The organism is Erythrobacter sp. S227, assembly GCF_057364925.1.
This window is the reverse complement of sequence record NZ_CP200280.1, coordinates 616,869-641,085: the sequence shown is the minus strand read 5'-3', so window position 1 is coordinate 641,085 and position 24,217 is coordinate 616,869. Positions and strand designations below refer to the sequence as shown.

Below are 24,217 nucleotides of genomic sequence, written 5' to 3'. Positions count from 1 at the left end.
CGGGAGAGGCTAAGAGACTATTCCAGCTCAAGAATTACTGCATCGACGGCAAGGCTTTCGCCTTCTTCGGCATTCACCTTGGCAATCACGGCCTCTTTTTCGGCGCGAAGGATGTTCTCCATCTTCATCGCCTCGACCGTTGCAAGCGGCTGTCCTGGCTGAACCGTCTCGCCTTCGGAAACGTGCAATTTCACCAGCATGCCCGGCATCGGACAGATGAGCATCTTGGAAAGATCAGGCGGCTCTTTCTCGATCATATGCCCTTCGTGGGCCGTGAGCCTTGCGGGCAAGACGAGCGCTTCGTGGCTCGCACCGCGTGTGGTGATGCGCCAACGCACGCCCTCGCGCTCCACCTGAATAACCATTTCATTGTCACCAGTGACATTCGCAAAGGTTTCACCCACGCGCCAATCCCATGTGCCATTAAGGCGATGCCCATTAACGGTTGCGCCGCCCTCTTCGAGAGTTACGTCAAAGCTTTGTGAGCCGATTTTGACCATCCAATTGGAAGGTGGATTGTCCCTCCCGTTCAATTGACCTGTGATTCTGCCTGCGCGCACTTGAGTGTCGAACTCGGCTCCTGCGAACAATGCCGCCAACTGGCGAAGATGCGCCCCGCTTGCAGGCGCGCCCTCGAAGCCCTCGGGATATTCCTCGGCGATGAAGCCGGTGGTGAGCTCTCCTGAGCGGAAGCGCTCGTGCTGCATGATTGCCGAGAGGAAATCGACGTTGTGGCCAAGGCCTTTGATGCGGAAGCTATCAAGCGCCTCAATCTGAAGGTCAGCGGCTTCTTCGCGGGTGGGTGCCCAAGTGATCAGCTTCGCAATCATTGGGTCGTAGAACATTGAGACCTCGCCGCCTTCAAAGACGCCGTCGTCCACGCGGATCGAACCATTGCCACGGGTGACCCCGCGACGCGGTTTGCCAGCGACTTCGCCATCATCGGTCCATCCTTCAACCGAAGGCGAATATTCGATCAATCGACCCGTTGAAGGCAGGAATCCGCGATAAGGGTCTTCGGCATAAACGCGGTTTTCAATCGACCAGCCATCAATGCCAATATCGTCCTGCGTCAGCTCGAGCTTTTCACCAGCAGCCACGCGGATCATCTGCTCAACCAGATCAACGCCGGTGATCGCTTCGGTGACAGGATGCTCCACCTGAAGGCGAGTATTCATTTCGAGGAAGTAGAAGCTCTCCCCTGTCTTATCCGCGCCCGATACGATCAGTTCGACCGTGCCAGCAGAATGGTAGTCAACCGCTCTGGACAACGCGACGCATTGCTCGCCCATGGCTTTGCGCATTTTCTCGGTGACGAAGGGCGAAGGAGCCTCTTCGACCACCTTCTGGTGACGCCGCTGGATCGAGCATTCGCGCTCGTTCAGATAGAGGATGTTGCCGTGCTTATCGCCCAGAATCTGGATTTCGATATGGCGTGGGTTCTCGATGAATTTCTCAATGAAAACACGGTCATCACCAAAAGAGTTGAGCCCCTCACGCTTTGTCGCCTCAAAGCCTTCGCGCACGTCCATTTCTGAATACGCCAGACGCATCCCCTTGCCCCCGCCGCCCGCGGAAGCCTTCATCATTACGGGATAGCCAATGTCGTCCGAAATCTCGACCGCATGATCTGTGTCGCGGATCTCGCCAACAAAGCCGGGCACCACATTGACGCCCGCTTCTTTCGCAAGTTTCTTCGATTCAATCTTATCGCCCATCGCCGCAATCGCGCCTGCTGGCGGGCCGATAAAGGCGATGTTTTCGGCCTCCAATGCCTCAACGAAGCTCGCGCGCTCGGAAAGGAAGCCATAGCCCGGATGCACCGCCTCAGCGCCCGTTTCCTTGCACGCCGCGATGATTTTTTCCGGGATCAGATAGCTTTCTGCCGCAGGCGATGCGCCAATGTGCACCGCCTCATCGGCCATACGCACAAACGGCGCATTGCGATCCGCGTCAGAATAGACCGCAACAGTCGCAATCCCCATTTTGCGCGCGGTCTGAAATACACGACATGCAATCTCGCCGCGATTGGCTACCAAAATCTTTGAAAACATCTCTGCCCCGTAACGGATATTCTTTAAACACCACATCCTATGCAGGCTTGGATACAGCCTTGCAACCTATCGAAATTGAACCGTCTATGCTGAGCTGCGGCGCGCGGAAAAGCTAGTGAGAGCCGCGGCATAGGCAGCCGCGCCGCGCCGGTCCCCCTCGCCTTGGACAAGGCTTTGCGCTGCATCGGCCAACATCGCGATATTGCTGTCCTCAAGCGCTTCTAAAGGCTCGACATAAATGCCGATCGTGAAGAGGATAGCGCCAGTTTTCGGCAAGCGGCGCAAGGTTTGCCGCTCTGATCGCACGAACAGCGTTTCGCCTGCATTTTGCGCTGTCACATGCGCGAAAGCCTCATGCGCGGGACGCGGCTCAAGCCAACGTCGCTCACCCGTGGCTGCGATAAACCAATTGCACCGTCCATAGATTGCGCCCGGTTTGAGGGTTTCCATAAACCGGTCCACCCCGGTCGCGAGCTGTTCTTCATAGCCCGCAATCGGCGCATGAAGCGCGCGAATGGGAAGGCCGATTTTGTCCTTGGGTCGCCAATCGGAAGGCCAGGCTACCGCAGCGCCGATTAAGCGATATTGGTCGTCGCCCGGCGCCTTGGTGAGAAGGCACATATCCTCATGGTGAGCCAATGCGGCTTCGCGAAGACCACCCTCAAGGCCAAGCATTGCCGCAAACTCTGCGCCCGGCCCCTCTGCCTCTGCAGTTAGCTGAACCCCCTCGGGCCATTCGGCAAAACCACGAGCACGCGCAGCAAGATCAGGATCAGGCTGGAGCCACCCATCCTCGCCCAGCCTCGTCAGCCCCATCCGCAATTGCCCTCCCCCACGCGCTTTGGGGAGGAGGGAATTGACGGAAAAGCCGAGGGTCATCCAAACTCCTCAGCGCTAATTGTGAGCTTTCTGTGCAACCGTTTAGCCCAAAGATCTAGTCCGAACTTGAGCACTACTAGGACGCCCAGGGCTAGCAACTGAGAGTGAGGCCAAAACCAATTTTCTTCAGCCTCAGTCCAAACGCAATCCGTATTGCTGGAAAAAGCAGGACAAGGTCCCATCAATGATACCCAGCCATTTCCCAATGACCAGATTACGGCAAGCAATACGCTGAGCCAGAAAATCGCGTGCATCCACCAACACCATCTGGCCTTCTGTCTGATCACTCAGCGGGCTCCAGTTTTCTGCCCGCGCGTTTGGGCTCTTCCTGTCGCAACGCCGTCAGTCCCAACTTCGCAAACAAAGCCCCATCGCTATCATCGCCAGCATTGGGCGCAGTGAGCAGCTTGTCTCCAGTGAAGATCGAATTCGCACCCGCCAAGAAACACAGCGCCTGTGTCGCCTCTGACATGCTCTCGCGTCCTGCAGACAGACGCACCATCGACATCGGCATCGTGATCCGGGCCACCGCAACCGTGCGCACAAACTCAATGTCGTCGATTTTCGCCATCGGAGTATCGGCGAGCATATCGCCCAACACTGTGCCTTTTACCGGGACCAGAGCGTTCACCGGAACACTCTCTGGATGCTCTTCGAGGGTCGCGAGCGTGTGCACAAAGCCAACACGATCCTCGCGCGTTTCGCCCATGCCGACAATCCCGCCACTGCACACGTTGATGCCCGCTTTGCGAACGTTGTCCAGCGTATCGAGACGGCACTGAAAATCCCGGGTAGAGATCACGCGCTCATAATATTCCGGGCTGCTGTCGATATTGTGGTTGTAATAGTCGAGCCCAGCTTCCGCGAGCATGTCCGCCTGATGCGGCTCCAACATGCCAAGGGTCATGCAGGTCTCAAGCCCCATATCGCGCACGCCCTTCACGATCTCGACGATCTTAGGCATGTCGCGATCCTTGGGATTGCGCCAAGCGGCACCCATGCAGAACCTTTGCGAGCCTTGATCCTTCGCCTGCGCTGCGCGTTGCAGCACGGCCTGCACATCCATCAATTTGGTCGCCTCGACGCCGCTGTCAGCCTTCACCGACTGCGAGCAATAACCGCAATCCTCGGGGCAACCGCCGGTCTTGATGCTGAGCAAGGTGCACAGCTGGATTTGCTCTGGCGGGTGGTTTGCGCGGTGTGTGCTGGCCGCTTGGAAAAGCAGCTCTGTGAATGGCAAGTTGAAGAGGTCCGCGATCTCCTCGCGGGTCCAATCGTTGCGAATTTGGGTCATTGTTATCCTGCTTGAAGAGCCTGTTTAAGGTCAGCTTTGATATCGTCGATATGCTCGATACCGACTGAAACGCGCACTACATCGGGGCCAGCGCCCGCTGCAACCAAATCTTCTGCCGAAAGCTGGCTGTGCGTTGTGGAAGCCGGGTGAATGATAAGCGAGCGTGTGTCGCCGATGTTAGCCAAGTGGCTGAAGAGCTTGACGTTTGAAACAAGCGCCTTGCCTGCCTCGTAGCCACCCTTGAGGCCGAAGGTGAACACTGCCCCGCCCTTGCCGCCAAGGTATTTCTGGGCGTTGGCATTGTAGGGGTTGTCGGGCAAGCCCGCATAGCTCACCCACTCAACCGCGTCCTGCTCCTGAAGCCACTCGGCGAGCGCGTGGGCGTTGGCGCAGTGGCGCTCCATGCGAAGATGCAGCGTCTCCATGCCGGTGAGCGCGAGGAAGGCATTCATCGGCGCCATAGCAGGCCCAAGGTCGCGCAGACCCAGCACGCGGCAGGCGATGATGAAGGCGATCGGGCCAATGGGCTCCAAAGCATCGACCAGAACCGCGCCGTGATACGAACCATTTGGCTTGGTCAGCGAGGGGTATTTGTCCCCTTGGGCTTTCCAATCGAAATTGCCGCTGTCGACAATCACCCCGCCGACCGCATTTCCGTGGCCGTTGAGGAATTTGGTGGTCGAGTGCGTGACAATATCTGCGCCGTGCTCAAACGGACGGCACAGCGCCGGGGTCGCCATTGTGTTGTCCACGATCAGCGGCACCCCGCCTTCATGAGCGACAGCCGCGATGGCTTCGATATCAGTGACAACGCCGCCGGGATTGGCAAGGCTCTCGATAAAGACCGCCCGCGTGTTGTCATCCATAGCCCCGCGCACATTCTCGACATCATCGACATCGACAAAGCGGGTTTCCCAACCGAACTTAAGGAAGGCCTCACCCATTTGGTTGAGTGATCCGCCATAAAGTTTCTTCGCGGCAACGATGTTGCACCCCGGCTCCATTAGAGTGTGGAACGCAACCAATTGCGCCGCATGGCCCGAGGCGACGCCGAGAGCGCCCACACCGCCCTCAAGCGCTGCAACCTTCTTCTCCAAAGCATCATTGGTGGGGTTCATAATGCGCGAGTAGATGTTGCCGAACTCGCTCAAGTTAAACAGGTTCGCCGCGTGCTCTGGGCTGTTGAAAGTGTAGCCCGCCGTTTGATAAATCGGCGTGATCCTCGCGTTGGTTGCGGGGTCCGGCTGGGTCCCTGCGTGGACTGTGAGGGTTTCGGGGCGGGTGCCTTCGGGGAGGTCGGTCATAGGATCTTCTTTCCTTTTTCAGGAGTCTCTCGAGGCGCTGGCTCAGCGCCTAGTCCAAATATCTTTGCTACGGTGAAGGTAAGAACAAAAAAGAACGACAGGATAGCCAATCCAAAAGCTGGCCATTCAGTTTCCAAGCCGATCCTCATTCCTATTCCGGTTAGCCCGAAGCCAAGAAAAACATGAACAAGTGCGATCAGGGGCGTCGCCACAATGACCAATGCCCACTTGGCCAAAAGCTTCACTCCGCCGCCTCATCCAATCCATCGAGCGGAGGCATGTTGTGGCCGAGCATGGTGAGAATATCGGCAGCGCACTCCACCACATTCGAGCCCGGGCCGTAAATACCCGAAACGCCCGCCTCGCGCAGGAAGTCATAGTCCTGCGGCGGGATCACGCCACCTGCGGTGACCTTAATGTCGGGGCGGCCTGCTTCGCGTAAGAGGCGGATGATCTCCGGGATCAGCGTCTTGTGACCAGCGGCAAGGCTCGAGCAGCCCACCACATCAACATCATTCTCAAGCGCCATTGCGCAGGCCTCGTCCGGTGTCTGGAACAGTGGGCCAGAGACAATTTCGAAGCCCATATCGGCAAAGGCGCTCGCGATGACGTTCGCGCCGCGATCGTGGCCATCTTGGCCCATTTTGGCGACCATCATGCGCGGTTTGCGGCCCAAGCGGCGGCTGACTGCCTCCACACCATCCGTAACCTGAGCCCAGCGTTGGTCAAACTCGTATGCGGTCTTGTAGACGCCAGACACCGGCTTTGGCGTTGCATCATGGCGGCCAAAGACCTCTTCCATCGCGGAGGAAATCTCGCCCAGAGTCGCATCGTGGCGCGCAGCTTCCACTGCCAATTGCAGCACATTCGCATCGCCTGCCGAACCCTCGGTGAGCGCTTTCAGCGCGGCCTGACACGCCGCTTCATCGCGGCCCGAGCGCACATCTGCGAGACGCTTGATCTGGCCTTTGCGCACCGCTGCATTGTCGATGTCGAGCGTGTCGATGGGGTCCTCTTCGTCTTTGCGATACTTGTTCACGCCAACGATCACGGTTTTGCCCTGATCGACCATGGTCTGCTTTTCAGCCGCCGCGCGTTCGATTGCGGCCTTGGGAGCGCCAGTGCCGACATAGGCGGTCATGCCGCCTGCCTCATCGACTGTCTTCATCAACTCACGCGCATCTTCGACCAATTTGGAAGTGAGCGCTTCGATATAATGCGAGCCACCCAGCGGATCGACGACATTGGTGATCCCCGTCTCCTCCTGAAGCACCAACTGCGTGTTGCGCGCGATGCGGGCGGAGAAGTCAGTGGGAAGCGCGATGGCTTCGTCGAGCGCATTGGTGTGCAAGCTTTGGGTGCCGCCCAAGGTCGCCGCCATCGCCTCAATCGTGGTGCGCATGACGTTGTTGTAGGGGTCTTGCTCTTGCAGGCTCACCCCCGATGTCTGGCAGTGGGTGCGCAGCATCTTCGAACGCTCAGACTTTGCGCCCAGCCCGTCCATCACCTCATACCAAAGCGTGCGCGCGGCGCGAAGTTTGGCGATCTCCATGAAGAAGTTCATGCCGATGCCGAAGAAGAACGACAGACGCCCTGCGAAGGCATCAATATCGAGCCCGGTTGCCATCGCGCGGGTCGCATATTCCTTGCCGTCGGCAATGGTGAAGGCAAGCTCCTGCACCGCTGTCGCTCCGGCCTCATGCATATGGTAGCCGCTGATCGAAATACTGTTGAATTTCGGCATATTGGCCGAGGTGTAGCCGATGATATCCGAGATAATCCGCATCGAAGGCTCTGGCGGATAGATATAAGTGTTGCGGACCATGAACTCTTTTAAGATGTCGTTCTGAATGGTGCCGGAAAGCTTGTCTTGGGAGACCCCGGAACGCTCCGCTGCAACGATATAGAACGCCAAAACCGGGATCACTGCGCCGTTCATCGTCATGGAAACGGACATGGTGTCGAGCGGGATTTGGTCGAACAGGATTTCCATATCCGCGACCGTATCAATCGCAACGCCCGCCTTGCCGACATCGCCGACTACGCGCGGGTGATCTGAATCATAGCCCCGGTGGGTGGCCAAATCGAAGGCGACCGACAGCCCCTTCTGACCCGCAGCTAGATTGCGCCGGTAAAACGCGTTCGACTCCTCAGCCGTCGAGAACCCCGCATATTGTCGGATTGTCCAAGGGCGGCCCGCATACATCGAAGCCTTCACCCCGCGTGTGAACGGTGCAAAACCCGGAAGTCCCGGATCCCAGCCCTCGTGGTCCTCCGCCGTATAGAGCGGCTTGATCGCAAACCCCTCTGGCGTGTTCCAAGTGAGGTCGCGGCCCTTCACCTCCTTGTCGGCAAGGGCGTTCCAATCGGCGGGAGTTGGTTTGTCGGTCATAATCGGACTTTGGCATGGCGACAAACTGACATGCACCAGCGTCGCAGGTTTATTCGAATGGTGGATTACAGGTCGTTCTCTCGGCCAGACACGTGCGCTCGTCAAGGACGCTGGATCATAGCGACAGCGCTCCCAATTGATAAGCGATAAAGCCGCCGGCCACGCCTGATGCGGCGATGCACACACCAATGCAAGCACACACAATCAGCTCTCTTCGCCCGTACCGCGCCCGCGCGCGTTGTGATGTCGCAGCAAAAATCGCGCTAAGGCCGACCAGGATCAGAAAGCCACCCCCGCCGCCATAATACCAGGGCGAAGTTTGGCATCGGGGTACCGGCTTTTTGAAGCTGTTATCGCATGGATCAAAAGACAGCGCGTCATTCCATGCCAAATACGTCAAAACGCAAACAACCAGTAATCCCAATACAAATCCGGAGAAACGCAATGCATTCGCTTTCGTGGGCGCAGACATTGTAAGCCCGTCAGGCTCCTTTGAATTCGGCTTTGCGCTTTTGCAGGAAGGCCATGCCGCCTTCCATTGCGTCCGCTGTAGCACCAGCGATGCGCTGACCCTCTGCCTCTGCCAGCATCACTTCGGTGACACTGCCGTCGAGCGCGGTGGCGATGTTGCGCTTCATGGTCTTGATCGCGACCGTAGGACCATTGGCGAGTTTCTCAGCCAAGGCGCGCGCTTCATCCATCAACGCATCGTCCGCGACGCATTTGTAAACGAGGCCCCATTCCTCGGCCTGCTTGCCGCTGATCTTCTCGCCCAGCATCATCATGCGAGTGGCCCGGGCACGGCCGATTGCGCGGGCGATGAGCCAAGTGGATGCTCCATCGGGTACAAGGCCGATATTGACGAAAGCCTGAAGGAAGTAAGAGCGTTCCGCCGCGATGGTGAAATCGGCGGCGAGTGCGAGGCTGCAACCCACGCCCGCTGCGGGACCGTTTACCGCGCAGATTACCGGCACTTCGGCGCGCAAAATCTGGCTGATCGCAGGGTTATAATGGTTCTGGAGCGCTTGGTGAGAGCCGCCCTTATTGCTGGGGCTATCAGGTGAGGCCCGCGCGGATAAGTCCGCGCCCGAGCAAAACCCTTTGCCCTCGCCCGTGATCAAAACCGCGCGTGCATCGCCCAGATCATAGAACACCTGACCAATCTCGTCCGCCATTTGCGGAGCCATGGCGTTAAGGCGATCTGGCTTGTTCAGCGTCAGGATCAGCAGCGGGCCCTCACGCTCCACTAGAATCGTTTCGTAGGTCATCTTGGCTCTCTCCCAGAATCTTGCATTTTGCGTTTCGTTTGGAAACGGTTTGCCCTTACGTGCGCGTCAACACAAGTCCGCAGGGACGCGCAACGTTACTTTTGATAGCTACGCCGGGTTAGTGGCCCTCTTGGGGCGTTTCCATGATCTCGGTGAGGATGCCCTGCATATCTTTCGGGTGCAGGAAGAAGATCGGCGTGCCATGCGCGCCAATGCGCGTGGGGCCAAGGATGCGTTTGCCAATGCCCTCGAAGTGAGCGCGCGCTTCGTCGATATCAGGCACTTCAAAGCAGACATGGTGCTGACCACCCGCAGGGTTCTTGGCAAGAAAGCCATTGATCGGGGAGCCCTCGTCAAACGGCTCGATCAGCTCAAGCTGCGTGCCGTTCATTCCGCTATCGGTCGGCGTATCGACAAAGCAGACTTTGACGCCCTGTTCGGGCAGATTAAAGGGCTCGGTGATCTGTGTCGCGCCCATTGTGTCGCGGTAGTGTGCGATGGAGTCCGTAATAGAGGGCGTTGCGATCCCGATGTGGTTCAGGCGGCCTAGTTTCATTTGCTTTTTCCGTGTTTCAGATGAGGAGAAGATGTGCAGTCAGCGCGCGTAAAGCGCCGAAGCAGGCGAAAATGCCAAGGCTTGGCCAATTATGGAAGCGCAGTTCCTTGGTTTCGCCATCGATGTGCCAGTTGTCCGGGCTGCGATAGATGCGGTGGGCGATGAACGCGCAGATTGCTGTGGCGAACAGCAGGGAGAGGGGCAGGAGAATTTCTTTCATTGACACGTCACCATCCCCCGCTCGTCATCCCGGACTTGATCCGGGATCCATTTCGCATTCGAGAACCAACTTCGCCAGCCGCCAGATGGACCCTGAAACAAGTTCAGGGTGACGAGGATGGTATAGCTGCGCCTTATGGAATTCGCGGGCTAGAGAGAATGAATGCGGTCAAGATCAGCGTCCCGACCGACGTCCAAAATGTCACGCGAATTATTAGTTCTTTAGCTGTCATCGCGCCTACAACGGAATATTATCATGCTTCTTCCAAGGGTTCGTGAGCTCCTTGGTCCGCAACTTGCGCAACCCCAGCGCCACCCTACGGCGCGTCGAGTGCGGGTGGATCACCTCGTCAATGTAACCACGGCTTGCGGCCACAAATGGATTGGCAAAGCGGTCTTCATATTCCTTGGTTTTCTCCGCGATCTTTTTCGCATCGCCGCGGTCTTGGCGGAAGATGATTTCCACCGCGCCTTTTGCGCCCATCACCGCGATCTCTGCGGTGGGCCAGGCGTAGTTGAGGTCGCCGCGTAGGTGCTTGGACGCCATCACGTCGTAGGCGCCACCGTATGCCTTTCGGGTGATGATGGTGATCTTGGGCACGGTCGCCTCGCCATATGCGAAGAGCAGCTTTGCGCCGTGTTTGATGATACCGCCCATTTCCTGCGCTGTACCGGGAAGGAAGCCGGGGACGTCGACGAAAGTCACTATCGGAATATCAAACGCATCGCAGAACCGCACGAAACGCGCGGCTTTCTTGGACGATGCAATATCGAGCACACCAGCGAGCACCATAGGCTGGTTTGCGACCACGCCCACTGTGCGCCCTTCAACCCGGCCAAATCCGCAGATGATGTTCGCAGCGTGCGCTGGCTGGATCTCGAAAAACTCACCCTCGTCCAGCGTTTTGCGGATCACCTCATGCATATCATAAGGCTGGTTCGCATTGTCCGGGATGATCGTGTCGAGCGATGGCTCCAGCCGGTCCCATGGGTCATTGGTGGGAAGCTCTGGCGCTTCCTCGCGGTTGGAGAGCGGCAGGTAATTGAAGAACTCGCGCGTTGCGAGCAGCGTCTCGACATCATTCTCGAACGCGATATCGGCCACAGACGTCTTGGTCGTGTGGGTGATTGCCCCGCCCAGCTCTTCCTGCGTCACTTCTTCATTGGTAACGGTCTTCACCACCTCGGGTCCGGTCACGAACATGTAGGAGCTGTCCTTCACCATAAAGATGAAGTCGGTCATCGCGGGTGAGTAGACCGCGCCGCCTGCGCATGGGCCCATGATAAGGCTGATCTGAGGGATGACGCCGCTGGCGAGAATGTTCTTCTGGAACACATCGGCATAGCCGCCAAGCGATGCGACACCTTCCTGAATACGCGCGCCGCCTGAATCGTTGAGGCCGATGACGGGAGCGCCGACCTTCATCGCGGTGTCCATCACCTTGCAGATTTTCTCCGCGTGACGCTTTGAGAGCGAACCGCCGAATACGGTGAAATCCTGGCTGAAGACATAGACCAGCCGCCCGTTGATCGTGCCCGAACCCGTGACCACGCCGTCGCCGGGGATCTTCTGATCTTCCATGCCGAAATCGACGCAGTCGTGTTCGACATAGGTGTCGATCTCTTCAAACGAGCCTTCGTCCAAGAGCACATCAAGACGCTCGCGCGCGGTCAGCTTGCCCTTGGCATGCTGTGCGTCAATGCGTTTTTGCCCGCCGCCCATCTTGGCAGCTTCGCGGCGTCGTTCCATTTCAGCGATATTGGCAGACATTAAGTGGTCCCTGTCCCTATACGAATGTTTGGAAGGTTCGTTGCCGCAGCGGCAGCCAAGCGTCAACTTATCAAAAGTTCAGCATGATCCGCCGCGCAAGCGATGGCGATATGCCTTGGACAAATCGCAAAAGCTTAACCTGACCGATCATCACCTCCGTGCGGTTCTTCTTGATTGCATCGAGAATTTCGCCCGCACATTGCTCTGCGCTCATCTTGGAAACATCATAGGCGGAGGTCATCTGCGTATCGACCATAGGCGGCAAGGCTTCGATCACATGGACGGGCTCGCCCTTGAATTGCGCACGCAGCGAGAGGGTGAAACTGCGAAGTCCCGCCTTGGTGGCGCAGTATACCGCTGCATCCTTGCTCGGAGCCAAAGCGAGACCCGATGTCACGAAGACAATAGCAGCCTCAGGCCGCGCACGAAGCCGATCGAGCAGACCCGCCGTCAATCGTGCAGGCGCGGAGAGGTTGGCGTAGAAACACGCATCCGCTGCATCCACGTCTACAGTCTCTTCGGCGTAATTTGTCTCTGCCCCCATCCCCGCATTGTTGATGAGGATATCGAGATCCCTCTCGCCGCATTCAGCGATCAGCGCGTCAACACCGGCAGCGTTCGAGAGATCGGCTGCGATTGCATCAAATCCGGCCTTGCGCATTTCGGCAAGACGCCCCTCATCGCGCCCAGTGATCGTCACCTGCGCGCCCGCATCGCGAAGTTGCCTCGCAAGCGCGCGGCCGATGCCGGCACTGCCTCCGGTCAGCAGTACGCTCTTACCTGAAATCTCCATGGTGCTTTTCCCCTCGAAGCAGATGCCTGGCCATCGGAGCTAGCGAATGGGAGCACGCTCGGCAACGAAGGTGCTTGGATATGATCGAACCGTCGCCGCCTATTTGAGCAGCACCAATTCCTCGGCCATGGTCGGGTGGATCGCGGTGGTCGCATCAAAGTCCGCCTTGGTAAGGCCTGCTTTAACCGCGACCGCTGCTGCTTGCATGATCTCTGGCGCTTCGGGCGCAATCATATGGATACCCACGATCCGGTCATTGGCCGCATCGACGATCATCTTGTAGAGCCCGCGCTCATTGCGGCCTGCAACGACGTGTTTCATCGGGCGAAAATCGGACTGGAACACCTTGATCGAGCCAAGCTTATTTCGCGCCTCGCCTTCGGTAAGGCCAACAGAGGCAATCGGCGGATGGCTGAAGACCGCGCTTGGGATGCAGGAGTGGTCAACAGTATAGGGTTCGCCCGGGCCAAATACGCTGTCAGCAAATGCCTGACCTTCGCGAATAGCAACCGGGGTTAGCTGCACGCGGTCGGTCACATCGCCCACGGCATAGATATAATCGACATTGGTTTTGGACGCTGCATCGACCTTGATCTCGCCCTTCTTGCCAAGCTCAACGCCAACTTTCTCAAGGCCAAGCCCTTTGGTGTTGGGTGTGCGGCCGGTGGCGATCATCACCTGATCGAATTCACGCTCATCATGGCCGGTCAATTTGACCAAGAGCGTGCCGTCATCCTGCTTTTTGACGTATTCAAATTGCACGTTGAAACAAAACTCGATGCCTTTGGTCAGCGAGATTTGCAGCAAACGGTCGCGCAAGGCCGCATCATAGCCGCGCAAGATAACATCCGAACGGTTTGCAATGGTCACTTTGCTGCCGAACTCTTGGAAGATACCGGCAAATTCGTTTGCAATGTATCCGCCACCGGCAATCAGAATGCGCTTTGGTATCTCATCAAGGTGAAAGGCTTCATTGGACGTGATTGCATGCTCGTTGCCTTCAAAATCGGGCATGTGAGGCTGGGCCCCGGTTGCGACAAGAATGTATTTCGCAGTCACCACTTTGCCGCTTGCAAGGGTGATCTCGTGATCGCCTGTAATCTCCGCGCGCTCATGATAAACGGTCACGTCGTGATTGCTCAGCGTCTCTCCGTAAAGCCCTTCAAGCCGGTCAATATCACGCTGAACGTGGTCGCGAAGGCGCACCCAATCAAAGCTTTTGCCCTGAATGTCCCAGCCAAACTGCTTTGCATCTTCGAGATCTTCGGCAAACTGCGCGCCGTAAACGAGCATCTTTTTGGGGACGCAGCCACGGATGACGCATGTCCCGCCTACCCGGTATTCTTCTGCAGCAGCAACGCGCGCGCCATGGGCAGCAGCGACACGGCTTGCGCGGACCCCGCCTGAACCGATGCCAATGGTGAAAAGATCATAATCGTAAATGCTGTCGTCCATGAAGAAGCGCTCCCGTCTGCGTTGCGATGCGATATGGAGGCGTGCTGGCAGCTTGCCAAGCCCATCGCCCATTGTTCGGGCAAAGACTTGCCTTGGTTACTCCGCTTGCACCTCTTCGAGGCGGAACGCGAAAAAGGCCCCGACAAGGCACAGCGCGGCCATCGCGCCAAGCACAGCGGCATTGCCCAATGCTTGCGCCAGGACACCAAACACGCTGCCTGCGAGCAGGATCACACCGATTATCGTGTTGGAGAGCGCCGTATAGGCCGCGCGCGTGTCTTCGTTGGCCATATCCACAAGATGGGTCGAACGACCCAATCGCACGCCTTGGTAAGCGATCATCAGGCCGAACAAAAGCAGCGGCAAGACCCAGATTGTCGCAATCACGCCCGCAATAACCGCAAGGCACGTTGCGCCAAGGGCAATAGCTCCTGCCAATGCCGAGATGAGCAAAACCTTGCGACTGGAACGGTCGGCAAGCCGTCCCCAGATAAATGAGCTCACCAGCCCCGCGCCGGATGATGCAAGCACCAGAAAGCCGAGCCCTTCAAACGCGGTTTGCCCCTCGCTCGACGAGGCCGCGACCATGAACGGGGGTGCAAGGGCGGTTGCTGTCAGGCATCCCCTTGCCGCGATAAAGATCCTCAGTTGCGGGTCCTCTGAAAGGAGAGAAAGGTTCTGGCGCGCAATGCTGAAGGCTTGTTCACCGCCCTCTGTTGCTCCTTCGGCTTCCTGAAGGGTTGCAAAAACCACCCCGCCAAGAATCCAGCAAAGCCCCGCACCGACAAGCGCTGCGAGCACAATTGTACGCCGTTCCACCACTCCCGACACAAGCAGCACCGCAAACAGGATAACCAATCCTGCCGCAATTGACCCTGCGACCCCTGTCGCCGTGCCCCGCCGCGATTTCGAGACGGTTTTGCCAAGAACATCCTTGTAGGACACCGAACACACGCTTCTTGCAAGCGCGAGCACGCCTAGCGCCCCAAGGATCGCCCAGCCCGCCGTTGCCCCTTCGAACATCAGCGCAAAGGCAAAGATTGCAAGCGCTGCAACCCCTTGCATTACTGCGCCCCCTGCCCAGGCATATTTGCGCAGCGGCATGGCGCGAATGGATGCGGCGGTGAACATTTGCGGCAAAAGTGCGCCTGCTTCGCGCACCGGCACCAATAGCCCTATCACAGCGCCTGGCGCGCCAAGGCTCGTCAACAGCCAGCTCAAGACCAGCTTGGGATCAACCAGACCATCAGCAAGTTTGCTGAGCGATAAAGAGGTCACATGGGTGAAGAAATTGCGCGGCTCTTCGCGGCAGGCGCTTTCAGGGATATCCCTGCACGCGCGGCCTTCATCGTCAATCGCAAGCGCTTCAAAGGCGCGCCTCAAGGTTGTGTCTGATTGTCCGGTATCGTCGCCCATGATTGTGAGCCTGTTCCCCTTGGAATTTACCTGCAGAGAACGGGCACGCCTAAGCGAAGTTCCGAAAAGAAAAGGCTAACTCTCAAGGAAGCGGGCGTAATCGCGAAGCAGCTCAAACGCCTTCATATTCTCAAGCGTGATAAGGCCATCATCGGTAATCCCGGTCAGACGGTGGATGAGGCGAAGGATCGCCTTTTGCTCCACTTCGCCAATATTCATCAGCGTGATCAGCATGTCAGGATTGTCATGTTCCAGCTCGTCAAAGAGCATGGCGACATTCATCGGGTCAAAGCCGAAGCCGAGGAAACCAAGCCGTTTGCCGCGCGACATCTCTGAGCGCAGGTAAGAACGGAACTGACGCGATTTTTCGCGCTGGCTTGCGGTGAATATCCGGCGGGAAAGCGCGACAATATTTTCGGCCTCGACATCGCCCCAAACCGCTCCGTTTTCCTCGTCGCCCTGCCACGGGAGACGTCCCGCGACACCGTATGGGTGCACAATGCGAAGCCGCCCTGCGACCAATTCCTGGGCTTCCTCAATGCTCATCCCGAAGGCGCGTTGGACCACCCATGGAAGGTAGTGTTCTATCGCGCGGTCATAGTTAAAGCACACGATAGAGAGCTTTTCGAAGCACTCTTCGGCTCGGGCTCGCGGCACGCCTTTGACGATCAGCTGACCCAGCTGGAACAGCCAGTTTTCCGACCCGCGAAGGGGCAATTCGTCCGGTCCGCGCGGCTCTACCGCAAGGGTCGACTTCGATTCCGCCTGAAGGGTGTAGTAAACGATTGCGAGCTTGCCCGCTGCCTGAACCGCCGGATCATGGCCATATTGCTCGAGGATTGCGTCGATATTGGTGCTGACCAAAGTCGCATCGCGAATGGCCTTTGCCCCGTCGACCAACTGGTCATAGGTCATCCCGAATTCAGGCGCGACGCGTTCAAAAAGGTGAGCCAAACTCACAAGGTCGCGTGATTTGACCTCGGAATTGAGGCGTTCGAATTCATAGCCGGACGCGATTTTATTGAGCAGCTCGGGCCCGTCAGGCATCTCGATTTCGCGATTAGCCCCGGCGCCAATAATCAATGTTGTATCGGTGCGGATCATAGCGGCAAAAGGGTCCCTAACAGGCGTGCTTCTCGTGTGAGACGCCAGTTAGAGCCCTTGTGCTTAATTTCGGTTTAATTTCCGCCTGATGAGCGAATTCAATTTACAAGAAACTGCAGCGCGTTAGCCGCCGGCTGAGCGGGGACGGCCACCGCCGCCGCCTCCACTACCGCGGCGCTTTTGACCACCACCAGGGCGACCGCCACCGGGCTTTGCGCCACTGGGCCTACCGCTATTGGGCCTTCCGCTATTGGGACGACCGCCATTGGGCTTACCCTGCGGACGAGCGCCGCCGCCCGGCTTGCCTTGGGGTTTGCCTTTGCGCGCCGTGTGCTTGGGCTTCGGCTTTTTGGGCCTTGCGCCGTCGCCTGAATTCTGGCCTGCACTTTGTCCTGCTGGCTTGGGACGGATTTTCTTTTTGGAAACCCGCGTAGCGCCCTTGGGATCAGGTTTGGTTGGACCAACGCCTTCGACCACTGCGCGGAAATTGTCAGGCAGGGGAAGCCGGTCGAGTTCTGCGCCGGTGACTTTGCGAATATCTTTAAGATATGCGCGTTCGTCCTCACCGCAAAATGCAATTGCAACGCCGTCTTTGCCCGCACGCGCAGTACGGCCAATACGGTGCACATATTGCTCTGGCACATTGGGCAGCTCGTAATTGATGACGTGGGATACGCCCGGAATATCAATCCCGCGCGCGGCCACATCGGTCGCAATCAGAACGCTGGTCTTGCCTCGGCGAAACTCGTCCAAGGCACGCTGGCGCTGTGGTTGGGATTTGTTGCCGTGGATGGCGTTTGATTCAATCCCGCTCTGGCGAAGTTTCTTCACTACGCGGTCTGCGCCGTGCTTCGTACGGGTGAAAATCAGGATACGCTCAAAATCGCCCGGGACCCTGTGACGGCCCGACAGGATCATATCGAGAAGCGCTTGCTTTTCATCCTTTTGGACCATGAAGATATATTGCTCGATCCGTTCAGCCGTCGTGCTTTCTGGAGTGACGGAAACCTGCACCGGATTGCGGCAATAGTTTCGCACAAGCTCCTTGATCGCCTTTGGCATAGTGGCAGAGAAGAACAGGGTCTGGCGCTCTTTGGGCACCAGTTCGTTGATCCGCTTCAGCGCATGGACAAAGCCTAAGTCCATCATCTGGTCTGCTTCATCCAGAACGAGCACTTCGACGGCGTTCAGGTTAAACGCTTTCTGGTCGATGAGATCGAGAAGACGCCCGGGTGTCGCGATCAGAATATCGGTGCCGCGGTGGAGTTTGTTGCGGTCCTTATTGACCGAGGTGCCGCCAACAATGTTCTGGACCTTCAGCCCTGCAAGCGAGCCATAATCTTTGGAAGCGGTGGCAATTTGCTGCACCAGTTCGCGCGTTGGGGCGAGCACCAGCATACGGCAGGATTTGAACGGGATCTGCTTGTCGCTTTCGCGCAGGCGATCAATCGCAGGCAGCATAAAGGCCGCCGTTTTACCGGTACCCGTCTGCGCAATACCGAGTAGATCGCGCCCTTCAAGAACCGGCGGAATGGCCTGTTCCTGGATCGGTGTAGGAGTGGAATAGCCCTTGAGATCAAGAGCTTGAAGAATGGGCTGTGACAGCCCGAGTTGGTCAAAAGTTGTCATTGTGACTCGCATAAAGTGCGATGCGCAACGCCAAAAACGGGCGTCACGAAGCGCGGGTTCAAGGAACCGCCCGCGTGAATTGGGAAGCTGTAAGAGGTCGGAATGAAACGCTTAGCCGGGGCAGTGCTCAAACGAGCGGCCGCTTCACGCTGGCTTAGGTGTGCGTTTCGTGTTCGGGGTTCAGATGGGGGTTCGCGCGCCGAAAGTCAAAGACTATTCTGCGGGTGTCTTTCCAAAGGTAACTTCTTTGGTGATTATCTTTAGCGGATTGTCAATGTTGGATTAGCAAGATAGATCCCAGTGCAAGTAAAAGTAAGGGCGAGTTTGTTGAAACGATTTTTCTGGGTACCGCTATTTTACACTGCATTGACCTCCTGTGGTGGAAGTGGAGGAAGCGGGTCACCACCGCCCTCGGTGATCTCTCCTACACCCACACCTTCTCCAACTCCAACTCCAACTCCAACTCCTGCTGCATGGACGTTTGAGCCGATTCATACATTCGGCGTCGATCTACCCGACGGAGGTCAGCCCGCATTCGAGTTATTTCAGGCAAGTGATGGCAACTTGTATGGCACCACTCTTTCTGGAGGCAGGGGAGACTGTGGTCCGGAGGCAAATCGCGGTTGCGGCGTCATCTACCGATACACCATTGGCGGTGAAGTAGAACTCGTGCACGTCTTCTCTCCCGATAACAGCGGAGGTTATAGCCCCTCTGGTCCAGTGATACAGGGTAAAGATGGTAAGCTGTACGGATTAACGAGCACTGGCGGAGCAGCCGGGGGTGGAGGCATTGTCTATCGGATCAATTTGGATGGATCAGAATTTGAGACTCTGCATGATTTCGGCGTGCAATCAGGAGACGGTTTCAATCCAATTGGCTCCTTGGTCGAGGGTCCTGACGGTTTCTTTTACGGCACTACTTCAAGCGGGGGAGACAATGTCTGCGTGCAGATACCCACTTCAACCCCCAATTGCGGAACGATCTTCAAAGTCGCACCAGATGGCAGATATGAAAAGCTCCATTCGTTTGGGAACTCGATAACTGACGGAGTTCAACCAGAAGGAGCTCTTTTGCTCGCAAGTGATGGCTTCTTTTATGGGATCACGGAAAGCGGTGGAGAGAACCTTTGCCTTGGTCGGAACATATGCGGGACACTATTCAGAATGTCTCAAAACGGCGAGGTTACAATCGTCCACTCATTTGGCGGTGGTGAAGGATTGCCGAGAGGCCCTTCTCGTGGACTTATCGAAGCGCGCGACGGCGTGATTATTGGGGTAGCAAGCGGTGAGAGAGGGAAAAATGGAACAGTCTACACTTTCACGCCAGAAACTGGCGTTGAGGTTTTATACCTGTTCGACAGTGCCACTGATGGAAGTGGGTTACTTCCAGTATTCGAAAGCGATAATGGTACGCTATATGGTGCAACTATTTCAGGTGGGGTCAATGCAACTACCGGTGGTGTGGTCTACGAACTAACACGTTCAGGTCAATTCACTGTGCTGCACTCCTTTGGGCCGTTTCCTGATTTCCCGTATGAGCCGTTAGGGGGCGTAACGCTGGCGAGCGATGGCGCATTGTATGGAGTAACTAGAAATAACGGAAACATCGGTTCGATTGGAGCACTTTCTGGCGCGGGTCTCTTGTACAAGCTGAGCCGTGAGCCATGAATGGAGCCGTTGGCTGATTTACCAAAACATCTACTAAGTCGCGTCTACCCCAACCCAGCCGCTTCCATCAGCGCTTTGGTACTTGCATCAAAGTTCCCCTCGCCGCTTTCCACCTCTTTCGCCATTTTCTTGCCCAGTTCGACGCCGAATTGGTCGAAGGGGTTGATGCCCATCAGGACGGCTCCGGCAAACACGCGGTGTTCGTGGAAGGCGATGAGGGCGCCCAAAGTTGCCGCATCCAAGTCATCGACCAAGATCGTCGCCGAGGGTCGGTCGCCTGCAAAGCCTCTCGCGGGGTCTTTCCCGTCCGCACTCATATTGCCGCCTGCCATTAGGGCCGCACCTTGGGCGAAACAATTCGCCAACAGCGCCTTGTGGTGCGCGGGGTCTAGCTCGTCGCCGGGCGCTATGCTGGCGATGAAGTCGACTGGGATCAAGTGCGTGCCTTGGTGGAGGAGCTGGAACACGGCGTGCTGTGCATCGGTCCCCACCCCGCCCCATGTGATGGAGGCTGTCGGCGCATCGACCGGCTCGCCCGTGGTAGTCACAGACTTGCCATTGCTCTCCATCTCCAACTGCTGGAGATAGTCAGGAAAGAGGCCCAGACGCTCATCATAGGCGAAAACCGCGCGGGTCTGGCATCCCCGCAGCCTCGAATAATAGAGGTCGCCGAACGCTGCGAGCAAAGGGCCGTTGGCGCGGCCCTCTGCCTCGCGGAAGTGCGTGTCGATCCCTTGCGCGCCTGCAAGAAACGCGGTGAATTCCTCCATGCCGACGGCCAGAGCAAGCGGGAAACCGATGCTGGACCAAAGCGAATACCGCCCGCCGACGCTTTCAGGGAATGGCAGAACGCGGGTCTCATCAACGCCCCATTCGACCGCTTTTTCCGGGTTCGCGGTCATAGCAATAACGCGGCCCGAGGGGTCATCGACCTTGTTATCGGACAGCCATTTGAGCGCTGAGGCAGCGTTGGTCATCGTCTCTGTTGTAGTAAAAGTCTTGGACGCGACCGCGATCAGGGTCGTCTCTGGATCACACGCGGCAAACGCCTGCTCCAAAGCCAAGCCATCGATATTGGAGACGACATGCACATCCACCAGCGCCAGGTCGCGGGTGAGCGCATCGACTGCCAGTTGAGGCCCGAGGGCTGAGCCGCCAATGCCGATATGGATAAGGTGCTTCACCTCTCCCAAAGCGCCCTGATGGATCGCCTCGACCAGCATGCCCATGCGGCGCAGCAATTGGTCAGCCTCTTCGACATCCGCCTCGGTCCCGCTGCCGCGCATTGCGCCGTGGGTGGCGGGACGCCCTTCGGTGGGGTTCACGATGCCGCCACCAAAAAGAGCCTCTCGCGCCGCGCCAAAACCCATCACATCGGCAAGTTCTTCAAAAGCGGAAAGCTCCGCATCTCCCAGATGCGTCTTCGACCAATCGAGCAAAATGCCCATGGGACCCGCTTCTCCAAGGTCAAACTCCAACCGCTGGCTCATCTTTTCAACGCGCGTTTCATCACCTTGAAACAGCTCGGCCAGTGTTTTGCGATCAAGCTGCGAGAGCTTCTGCCAAATCAGCTTTGCTGTAGTTAGTGAGCTTGGGGACGTTTTCATTGGGCAAAACCTCTATGCGCGAAGGAACCGTGCGAGTAAGGGGGTCGCGATGGATGGTAAAGCCCATAGACAACAAAGCGCAAGCGATGCTGCCCTTGGTTCCTCCGAGGACGGCGCGAATACGTCTGCAAACCCGCAAAAGAAGGAGACGCCCAAAAGCTTCACGCTCTTCTTGTTGCAGCTGCTTATCGCGGTTTTGTTCTTCCGCAGCTTTGTCTTTGCCCCCTTCTCCATACCATCCGAGAGCATGTTGCCGCGATTGATGAACGGCGATCTCTTGCTTGCGGCCAAATGGCCTTATGGTTTTTCCAAGCACTCCATGCCCTTTGACGCGCCTCTCATTCCGGGCCGTATCCTCACAAGCGAGCCGGAGCGCGGCGATATTGTGATCTTCAAACATCCGGTCGATGGGCTTGATTACGTAAAGCGGGTGATTGCTCTTCCCGGCGACCGCATCGGGATCGAGGACGGCACTGTCATCCTCAATGGTGAACCCCTGCCGCGCGAACCTTTATCCGATTTTGCGGTTGAGTTGTCGCCAAATACCGGATGCGCATGGGGCGGACGTGAAGAACGCGATGCAGATGGCGACGTCCTGTGCCGTTACTCCCAATATCGCGAGACGCTCCCTGGCGGACGCAGTTTCAACACGCTCGATTTTGGCATGACGCCGGGCGACAATTACCGCGCCGTCACCATTCCCGAAGGCCAAATGTTCGTCATGGGCGACAGCCGCGACAATTCACGCGACAGCCGCTTTCCAGCGCGCAGCGGCGACGCGGTGGGAATTGTTTCACAAGACCTGCTAGTAGGCGAGGCTGCGATCATCTTGTGGTCGAGCGATGGCAGCGCGGTTTGGTACAATCCCGTGAGCTGGTTTTCGACCGTTCGTTGGGGAAGAATTGGAACATTGCTATGAGTGATCTTGCAGCTGAAACTCTTGGCTGGCTCAAGTCCTCGGGCTTCACAGTCAAAACGCAAGCGATTTGGCTTGAGGCTCTCACCCACGGGAGTTTCAATTCCGGCAGTCCGGCGCAAGCAGACCATGCCCGCGATTACCAAAGGCTCGAATTTCTCGGCGACCGTGTGCTTGGGCTTGCGGTGGCAAGCTGGCTTTACCGCGAAAGTGACAGCCACGAAGGCCAGCTCTCCCAACGATTGAACGCTCTGGTAAGCGGACGAACCTGTGCCCGGATTGCCCGTAAAATCGGGATGCCCGACCACGTGCGCCTTGGCAAGCAGGCGCGCGAGGATGGCGGCGCGGATAGCGACAACATCCTTGGCGATGTTATGGAAGCGGTGATTGGCGCAAGCTTTCTCGACAACGGCTTTGACGTGACGCGCGATGTGATCCTGGCCCTTTGGGAAAGCGATCTTTCGGGCGATGCGGGCAAAGCCAAACACCCCAAAAGCGCTCTGCAAGAATGGGCCGCTCACAACAAACGCGCTATGCCGCATTATGATGTGACGGGGCGCAGCGGCCCTGACCATGCCTCGCGCTTTACGGTCAAGGTTCGCATCCACAATGTCGGCGAAGCAGAAGCAGAGGCCACGAGCAAAGGCGAAGCCGAAAAGCTTGCGGCCAGAGCCTTCCTCAAGAAATTTGGTTGAGACACTTTATGCTCCCAAGGCAGGGGCGAACGGAATTTATGACAAATACAAATCCTTCCAAGACTAAATGCGGCGTTGTTGCCGTCATTGGAGCGCCCAATGCGGGCAAATCGACACTGGTGAACCAGCTCGTCGGCCAAAAGGTCGCGATTACGAGCGCCAAGGCGCAGACGACGCGCGCCCGGATGCTGGGCATTGCGCTATTGGATCAGGTGCAGATGATCCTGGTCGATACGCCCGGTATCTTTGCGCCAAAGCGTCGCCTCGACCGCGCGATGGTTTCAGCCGCCTGGGAAGGTGCGGAAAGCGCCGATGCGATCCTGCTGATCGTTGATCCCATCAAGCAACGCCGACATGAGCTTTTGCCTTTGGTTGAGGCCTTGGAGCACCGCAAAGAGCGCAAGATCCTTGTCCTCAACAAGGTCGACAAGGCCAAGAAAGAGCCGCTTTTGGAACTCGCCCAAGAGCTTGGCGAACGCATCGCGTTTGAAGAGGTGTTCTTCGTGTCAGCCCTCACCGGCGACGGCGTGCCGGAGATGAAACAGGCGCTCGCAGACCTCATGCCCGAAGGCGTGTGGATGTATCCCGAAGACCAGGTTTCCGATGCCTCAGAACGCCTTCTCGCCGCCGAAGTGACCCGCGAACAGCTCTACAAACAGCTTCATGAAGAGCTTCCCTATGACAGCGCTGTGCGGCCCGAAAGCTATCAGCAACGCCCCGACGGGAGCGTGGAAATCCGCCAACAGATCGTTGTCGCCCGCGAAAGCCAGAAAGGCATCGTCCTTGGCAAAGGCGGCACGCGCATCAAGGAAATCGGCGCAGCAGCGCGCGCAGAGTTATCCGAAATTCTGGGCGTGAAAGTGCACCTGTTCCTCCATGTGAAGCACTCCGAAGGGTGGTCCGATGACAAGGAAGTGTTCGAGGAAATGGGGCTGGATTGGGTGAAATAGGCAGGCGTCCGAAAGAACTACCTATTACCCTTAGGCCAGCTGTCGAAGCTGGGCCCCCTCAGTGCTTCTTGGCGATCTTGATCTTTTGCTGTTTGGCAAAGGTTTTGGCCGACTCTTCGCTACGCCCCAGCGCTTTCGCAATCTGTTTGAGGCCCTGCCCCTTGGATGCGAGCAAGCGTAGGCGGCCCGCTTCTTCGGCGTTCCACGGTTGCTTGTGGCGTTCGAATTTCTCTTTGCCCATTGCGGC

The 24,217-nt window shown here is 57.4% G+C and carries 21 protein-coding genes; 4 read left to right on the top strand and 17 right to left on the bottom strand.

Going from position 1 to position 24,217, the window contains the following annotated elements:
• Positions 1–17: 17 nt before the first annotated feature.
• From AC0V6Q_RS03010 to AC0V6Q_RS02940, 15 genes are all read right to left on the bottom strand, one after another.
• Positions 18–2,054 (bottom strand): ATP-binding protein, encoded by a 2,037-nt coding sequence (locus AC0V6Q_RS03010; protein WP_486166947.1) that lies wholly within the window; start codon positions 2,052–2,054, stop codon positions 18–20.
• An 84-nt stretch (positions 2,055–2,138) separates the two neighbouring features.
• Positions 2,139–2,933 (bottom strand): heme-dependent oxidative N-demethylase family protein, encoded by a 795-nt coding sequence (locus AC0V6Q_RS03005; RefSeq protein ID WP_486166946.1) that lies wholly within the window; start codon positions 2,931–2,933, stop codon positions 2,139–2,141.
• A gap of 283 nt (positions 2,934–3,216) precedes the next feature.
• Positions 3,217–4,227, bottom strand: a complete 1,011-nt coding sequence (bioB, locus tag AC0V6Q_RS03000) for a biotin synthase BioB (RefSeq protein WP_486166945.1) — start codon at positions 4,225–4,227, stop codon at positions 3,217–3,219.
• 2 nt (positions 4,228–4,229) lie between these two features.
• Positions 4,230–5,531 (bottom strand): O-acetylhomoserine aminocarboxypropyltransferase, encoded by a 1,302-nt coding sequence (locus tag AC0V6Q_RS02995; RefSeq protein WP_486166944.1) that lies wholly within the window; start codon positions 5,529–5,531, stop codon positions 4,230–4,232.
• Positions 5,528–5,776 carry a hypothetical protein gene (locus AC0V6Q_RS02990; RefSeq protein ID WP_486166943.1) on the bottom strand — a complete coding sequence of 83 codons (249 nt, stop codon included), beginning with the start codon at positions 5,774–5,776 and terminating at the stop codon, positions 5,528–5,530. The genes AC0V6Q_RS02995 and AC0V6Q_RS02990 overlap by 4 nt, the downstream gene beginning before the upstream one ends.
• A complete protein-coding gene (scpA, locus tag AC0V6Q_RS02985) occupies positions 5,773–7,923 on the bottom strand; it encodes a methylmalonyl-CoA mutase (protein ID WP_486166942.1) in 2,151 nt (716 codons plus the stop codon). Before scpA ends, AC0V6Q_RS02990 begins: the two co-directional genes overlap by 4 nt.
• 482 nt (positions 7,924–8,405) lie before the next feature.
• Positions 8,406–9,191 (bottom strand): enoyl-CoA hydratase-related protein, encoded by a 786-nt coding sequence (locus AC0V6Q_RS02980; protein WP_486166941.1) that lies wholly within the window; start codon positions 9,189–9,191, stop codon positions 8,406–8,408.
• A gap of 118 nt (positions 9,192–9,309) precedes the next feature.
• Positions 9,310–9,747, bottom strand: coding sequence for a methylmalonyl-CoA epimerase (gene mce, locus AC0V6Q_RS02975; protein WP_486166940.1), 438 nt, complete (start codon positions 9,745–9,747; stop codon positions 9,310–9,312).
• Between the two features lie 16 nt (positions 9,748–9,763).
• Positions 9,764–9,967: a hypothetical protein gene (locus AC0V6Q_RS02970; protein ID WP_486166939.1), complete on the bottom strand. Its 204-nt coding sequence runs from the start codon at positions 9,965–9,967 to the stop codon at positions 9,764–9,766.
• A gap of 237 nt (positions 9,968–10,204) precedes the next feature.
• The gene (locus AC0V6Q_RS02965; protein ID WP_486166938.1) at positions 10,205–11,737 is read right to left on the bottom strand and encodes an acyl-CoA carboxylase subunit beta; all 1,533 of its coding nucleotides are present in this window, start codon (positions 11,735–11,737) and stop codon (positions 10,205–10,207) included.
• Between the two features lie 70 nt (positions 11,738–11,807).
• Positions 11,808–12,530 (bottom strand): SDR family oxidoreductase, encoded by a 723-nt coding sequence (locus AC0V6Q_RS02960; RefSeq protein ID WP_486166937.1) that lies wholly within the window; start codon positions 12,528–12,530, stop codon positions 11,808–11,810.
• A gap of 99 nt (positions 12,531–12,629) precedes the next feature.
• Positions 12,630–13,985 (bottom strand): glutathione-disulfide reductase, encoded by a 1,356-nt coding sequence (gene gorA / locus AC0V6Q_RS02955; RefSeq protein WP_486166936.1) that lies wholly within the window; start codon positions 13,983–13,985, stop codon positions 12,630–12,632.
• 96 nt (positions 13,986–14,081) lie between these two features.
• Positions 14,082–15,401 (bottom strand): MFS transporter, encoded by a 1,320-nt coding sequence (locus AC0V6Q_RS02950; RefSeq protein ID WP_486166935.1) that lies wholly within the window; start codon positions 15,399–15,401, stop codon positions 14,082–14,084.
• A gap of 75 nt (positions 15,402–15,476) precedes the next feature.
• Positions 15,477–16,505 (bottom strand): hypothetical protein, encoded by a 1,029-nt coding sequence (locus AC0V6Q_RS02945; RefSeq protein ID WP_486166934.1) that lies wholly within the window; start codon positions 16,503–16,505, stop codon positions 15,477–15,479.
• Positions 16,506–16,628: 123 nt separating this feature from the next.
• On the bottom strand, positions 16,629–18,134 hold the full coding sequence (locus AC0V6Q_RS02940) for a DEAD/DEAH box helicase (protein WP_486166933.1): 1,506 nt from the start codon (positions 18,132–18,134) through the stop codon (positions 16,629–16,631).
• Positions 18,135–18,461: 327 nt separating this feature from the next.
• Between AC0V6Q_RS02940 and AC0V6Q_RS02935 the strand changes: the two genes are divergently transcribed.
• Positions 18,462–19,802, top strand: coding sequence for a choice-of-anchor tandem repeat GloVer-containing protein (locus AC0V6Q_RS02935; protein ID WP_486166932.1), 1,341 nt, complete (start codon positions 18,462–18,464; stop codon positions 19,800–19,802).
• A 44-nt stretch (positions 19,803–19,846) separates the two neighbouring features.
• On the opposite strand, the gene pgi is transcribed toward AC0V6Q_RS02935, so the two are convergent.
• Entirely contained in the window at positions 19,847–21,409 is a 1,563-nt protein-coding gene (pgi, locus tag AC0V6Q_RS02930; RefSeq protein WP_486166931.1) for a glucose-6-phosphate isomerase, read from the bottom strand.
• A 49-nt stretch (positions 21,410–21,458) separates the two neighbouring features.
• On the opposite strand from pgi, the gene lepB reads away from it, so the two are divergent.
• From lepB to era, 3 genes are read left to right on the top strand one after another with little or no spacing between them, the layout of a single operon-like run.
• Positions 21,459–22,328, top strand: a complete 870-nt coding sequence (gene lepB / locus AC0V6Q_RS02925) for a signal peptidase I (RefSeq protein ID WP_486166930.1) — start codon at positions 21,459–21,461, stop codon at positions 22,326–22,328.
• Positions 22,325–23,020, top strand: a complete 696-nt coding sequence (rnc, locus tag AC0V6Q_RS02920) for a ribonuclease III (protein WP_486166929.1) — start codon at positions 22,325–22,327, stop codon at positions 23,018–23,020. Before lepB ends, rnc begins: the two co-directional genes overlap by 4 nt.
• A gap of 38 nt (positions 23,021–23,058) precedes the next feature.
• Positions 23,059–23,970, top strand: a complete 912-nt coding sequence (era, locus tag AC0V6Q_RS02915) for a GTPase Era (protein ID WP_486166928.1) — start codon at positions 23,059–23,061, stop codon at positions 23,968–23,970.
• 58 nt (positions 23,971–24,028) lie between these two features.
• On the opposite strand, the gene AC0V6Q_RS02910 is transcribed toward era, so the two are convergent.
• Complete coding sequence (locus tag AC0V6Q_RS02910) at positions 24,029–24,211, bottom strand: hypothetical protein (protein WP_486166927.1); 183 nt, start codon at positions 24,209–24,211, stop codon at positions 24,029–24,031.
• Positions 24,212–24,217: the final 6 nt, after the last annotated feature.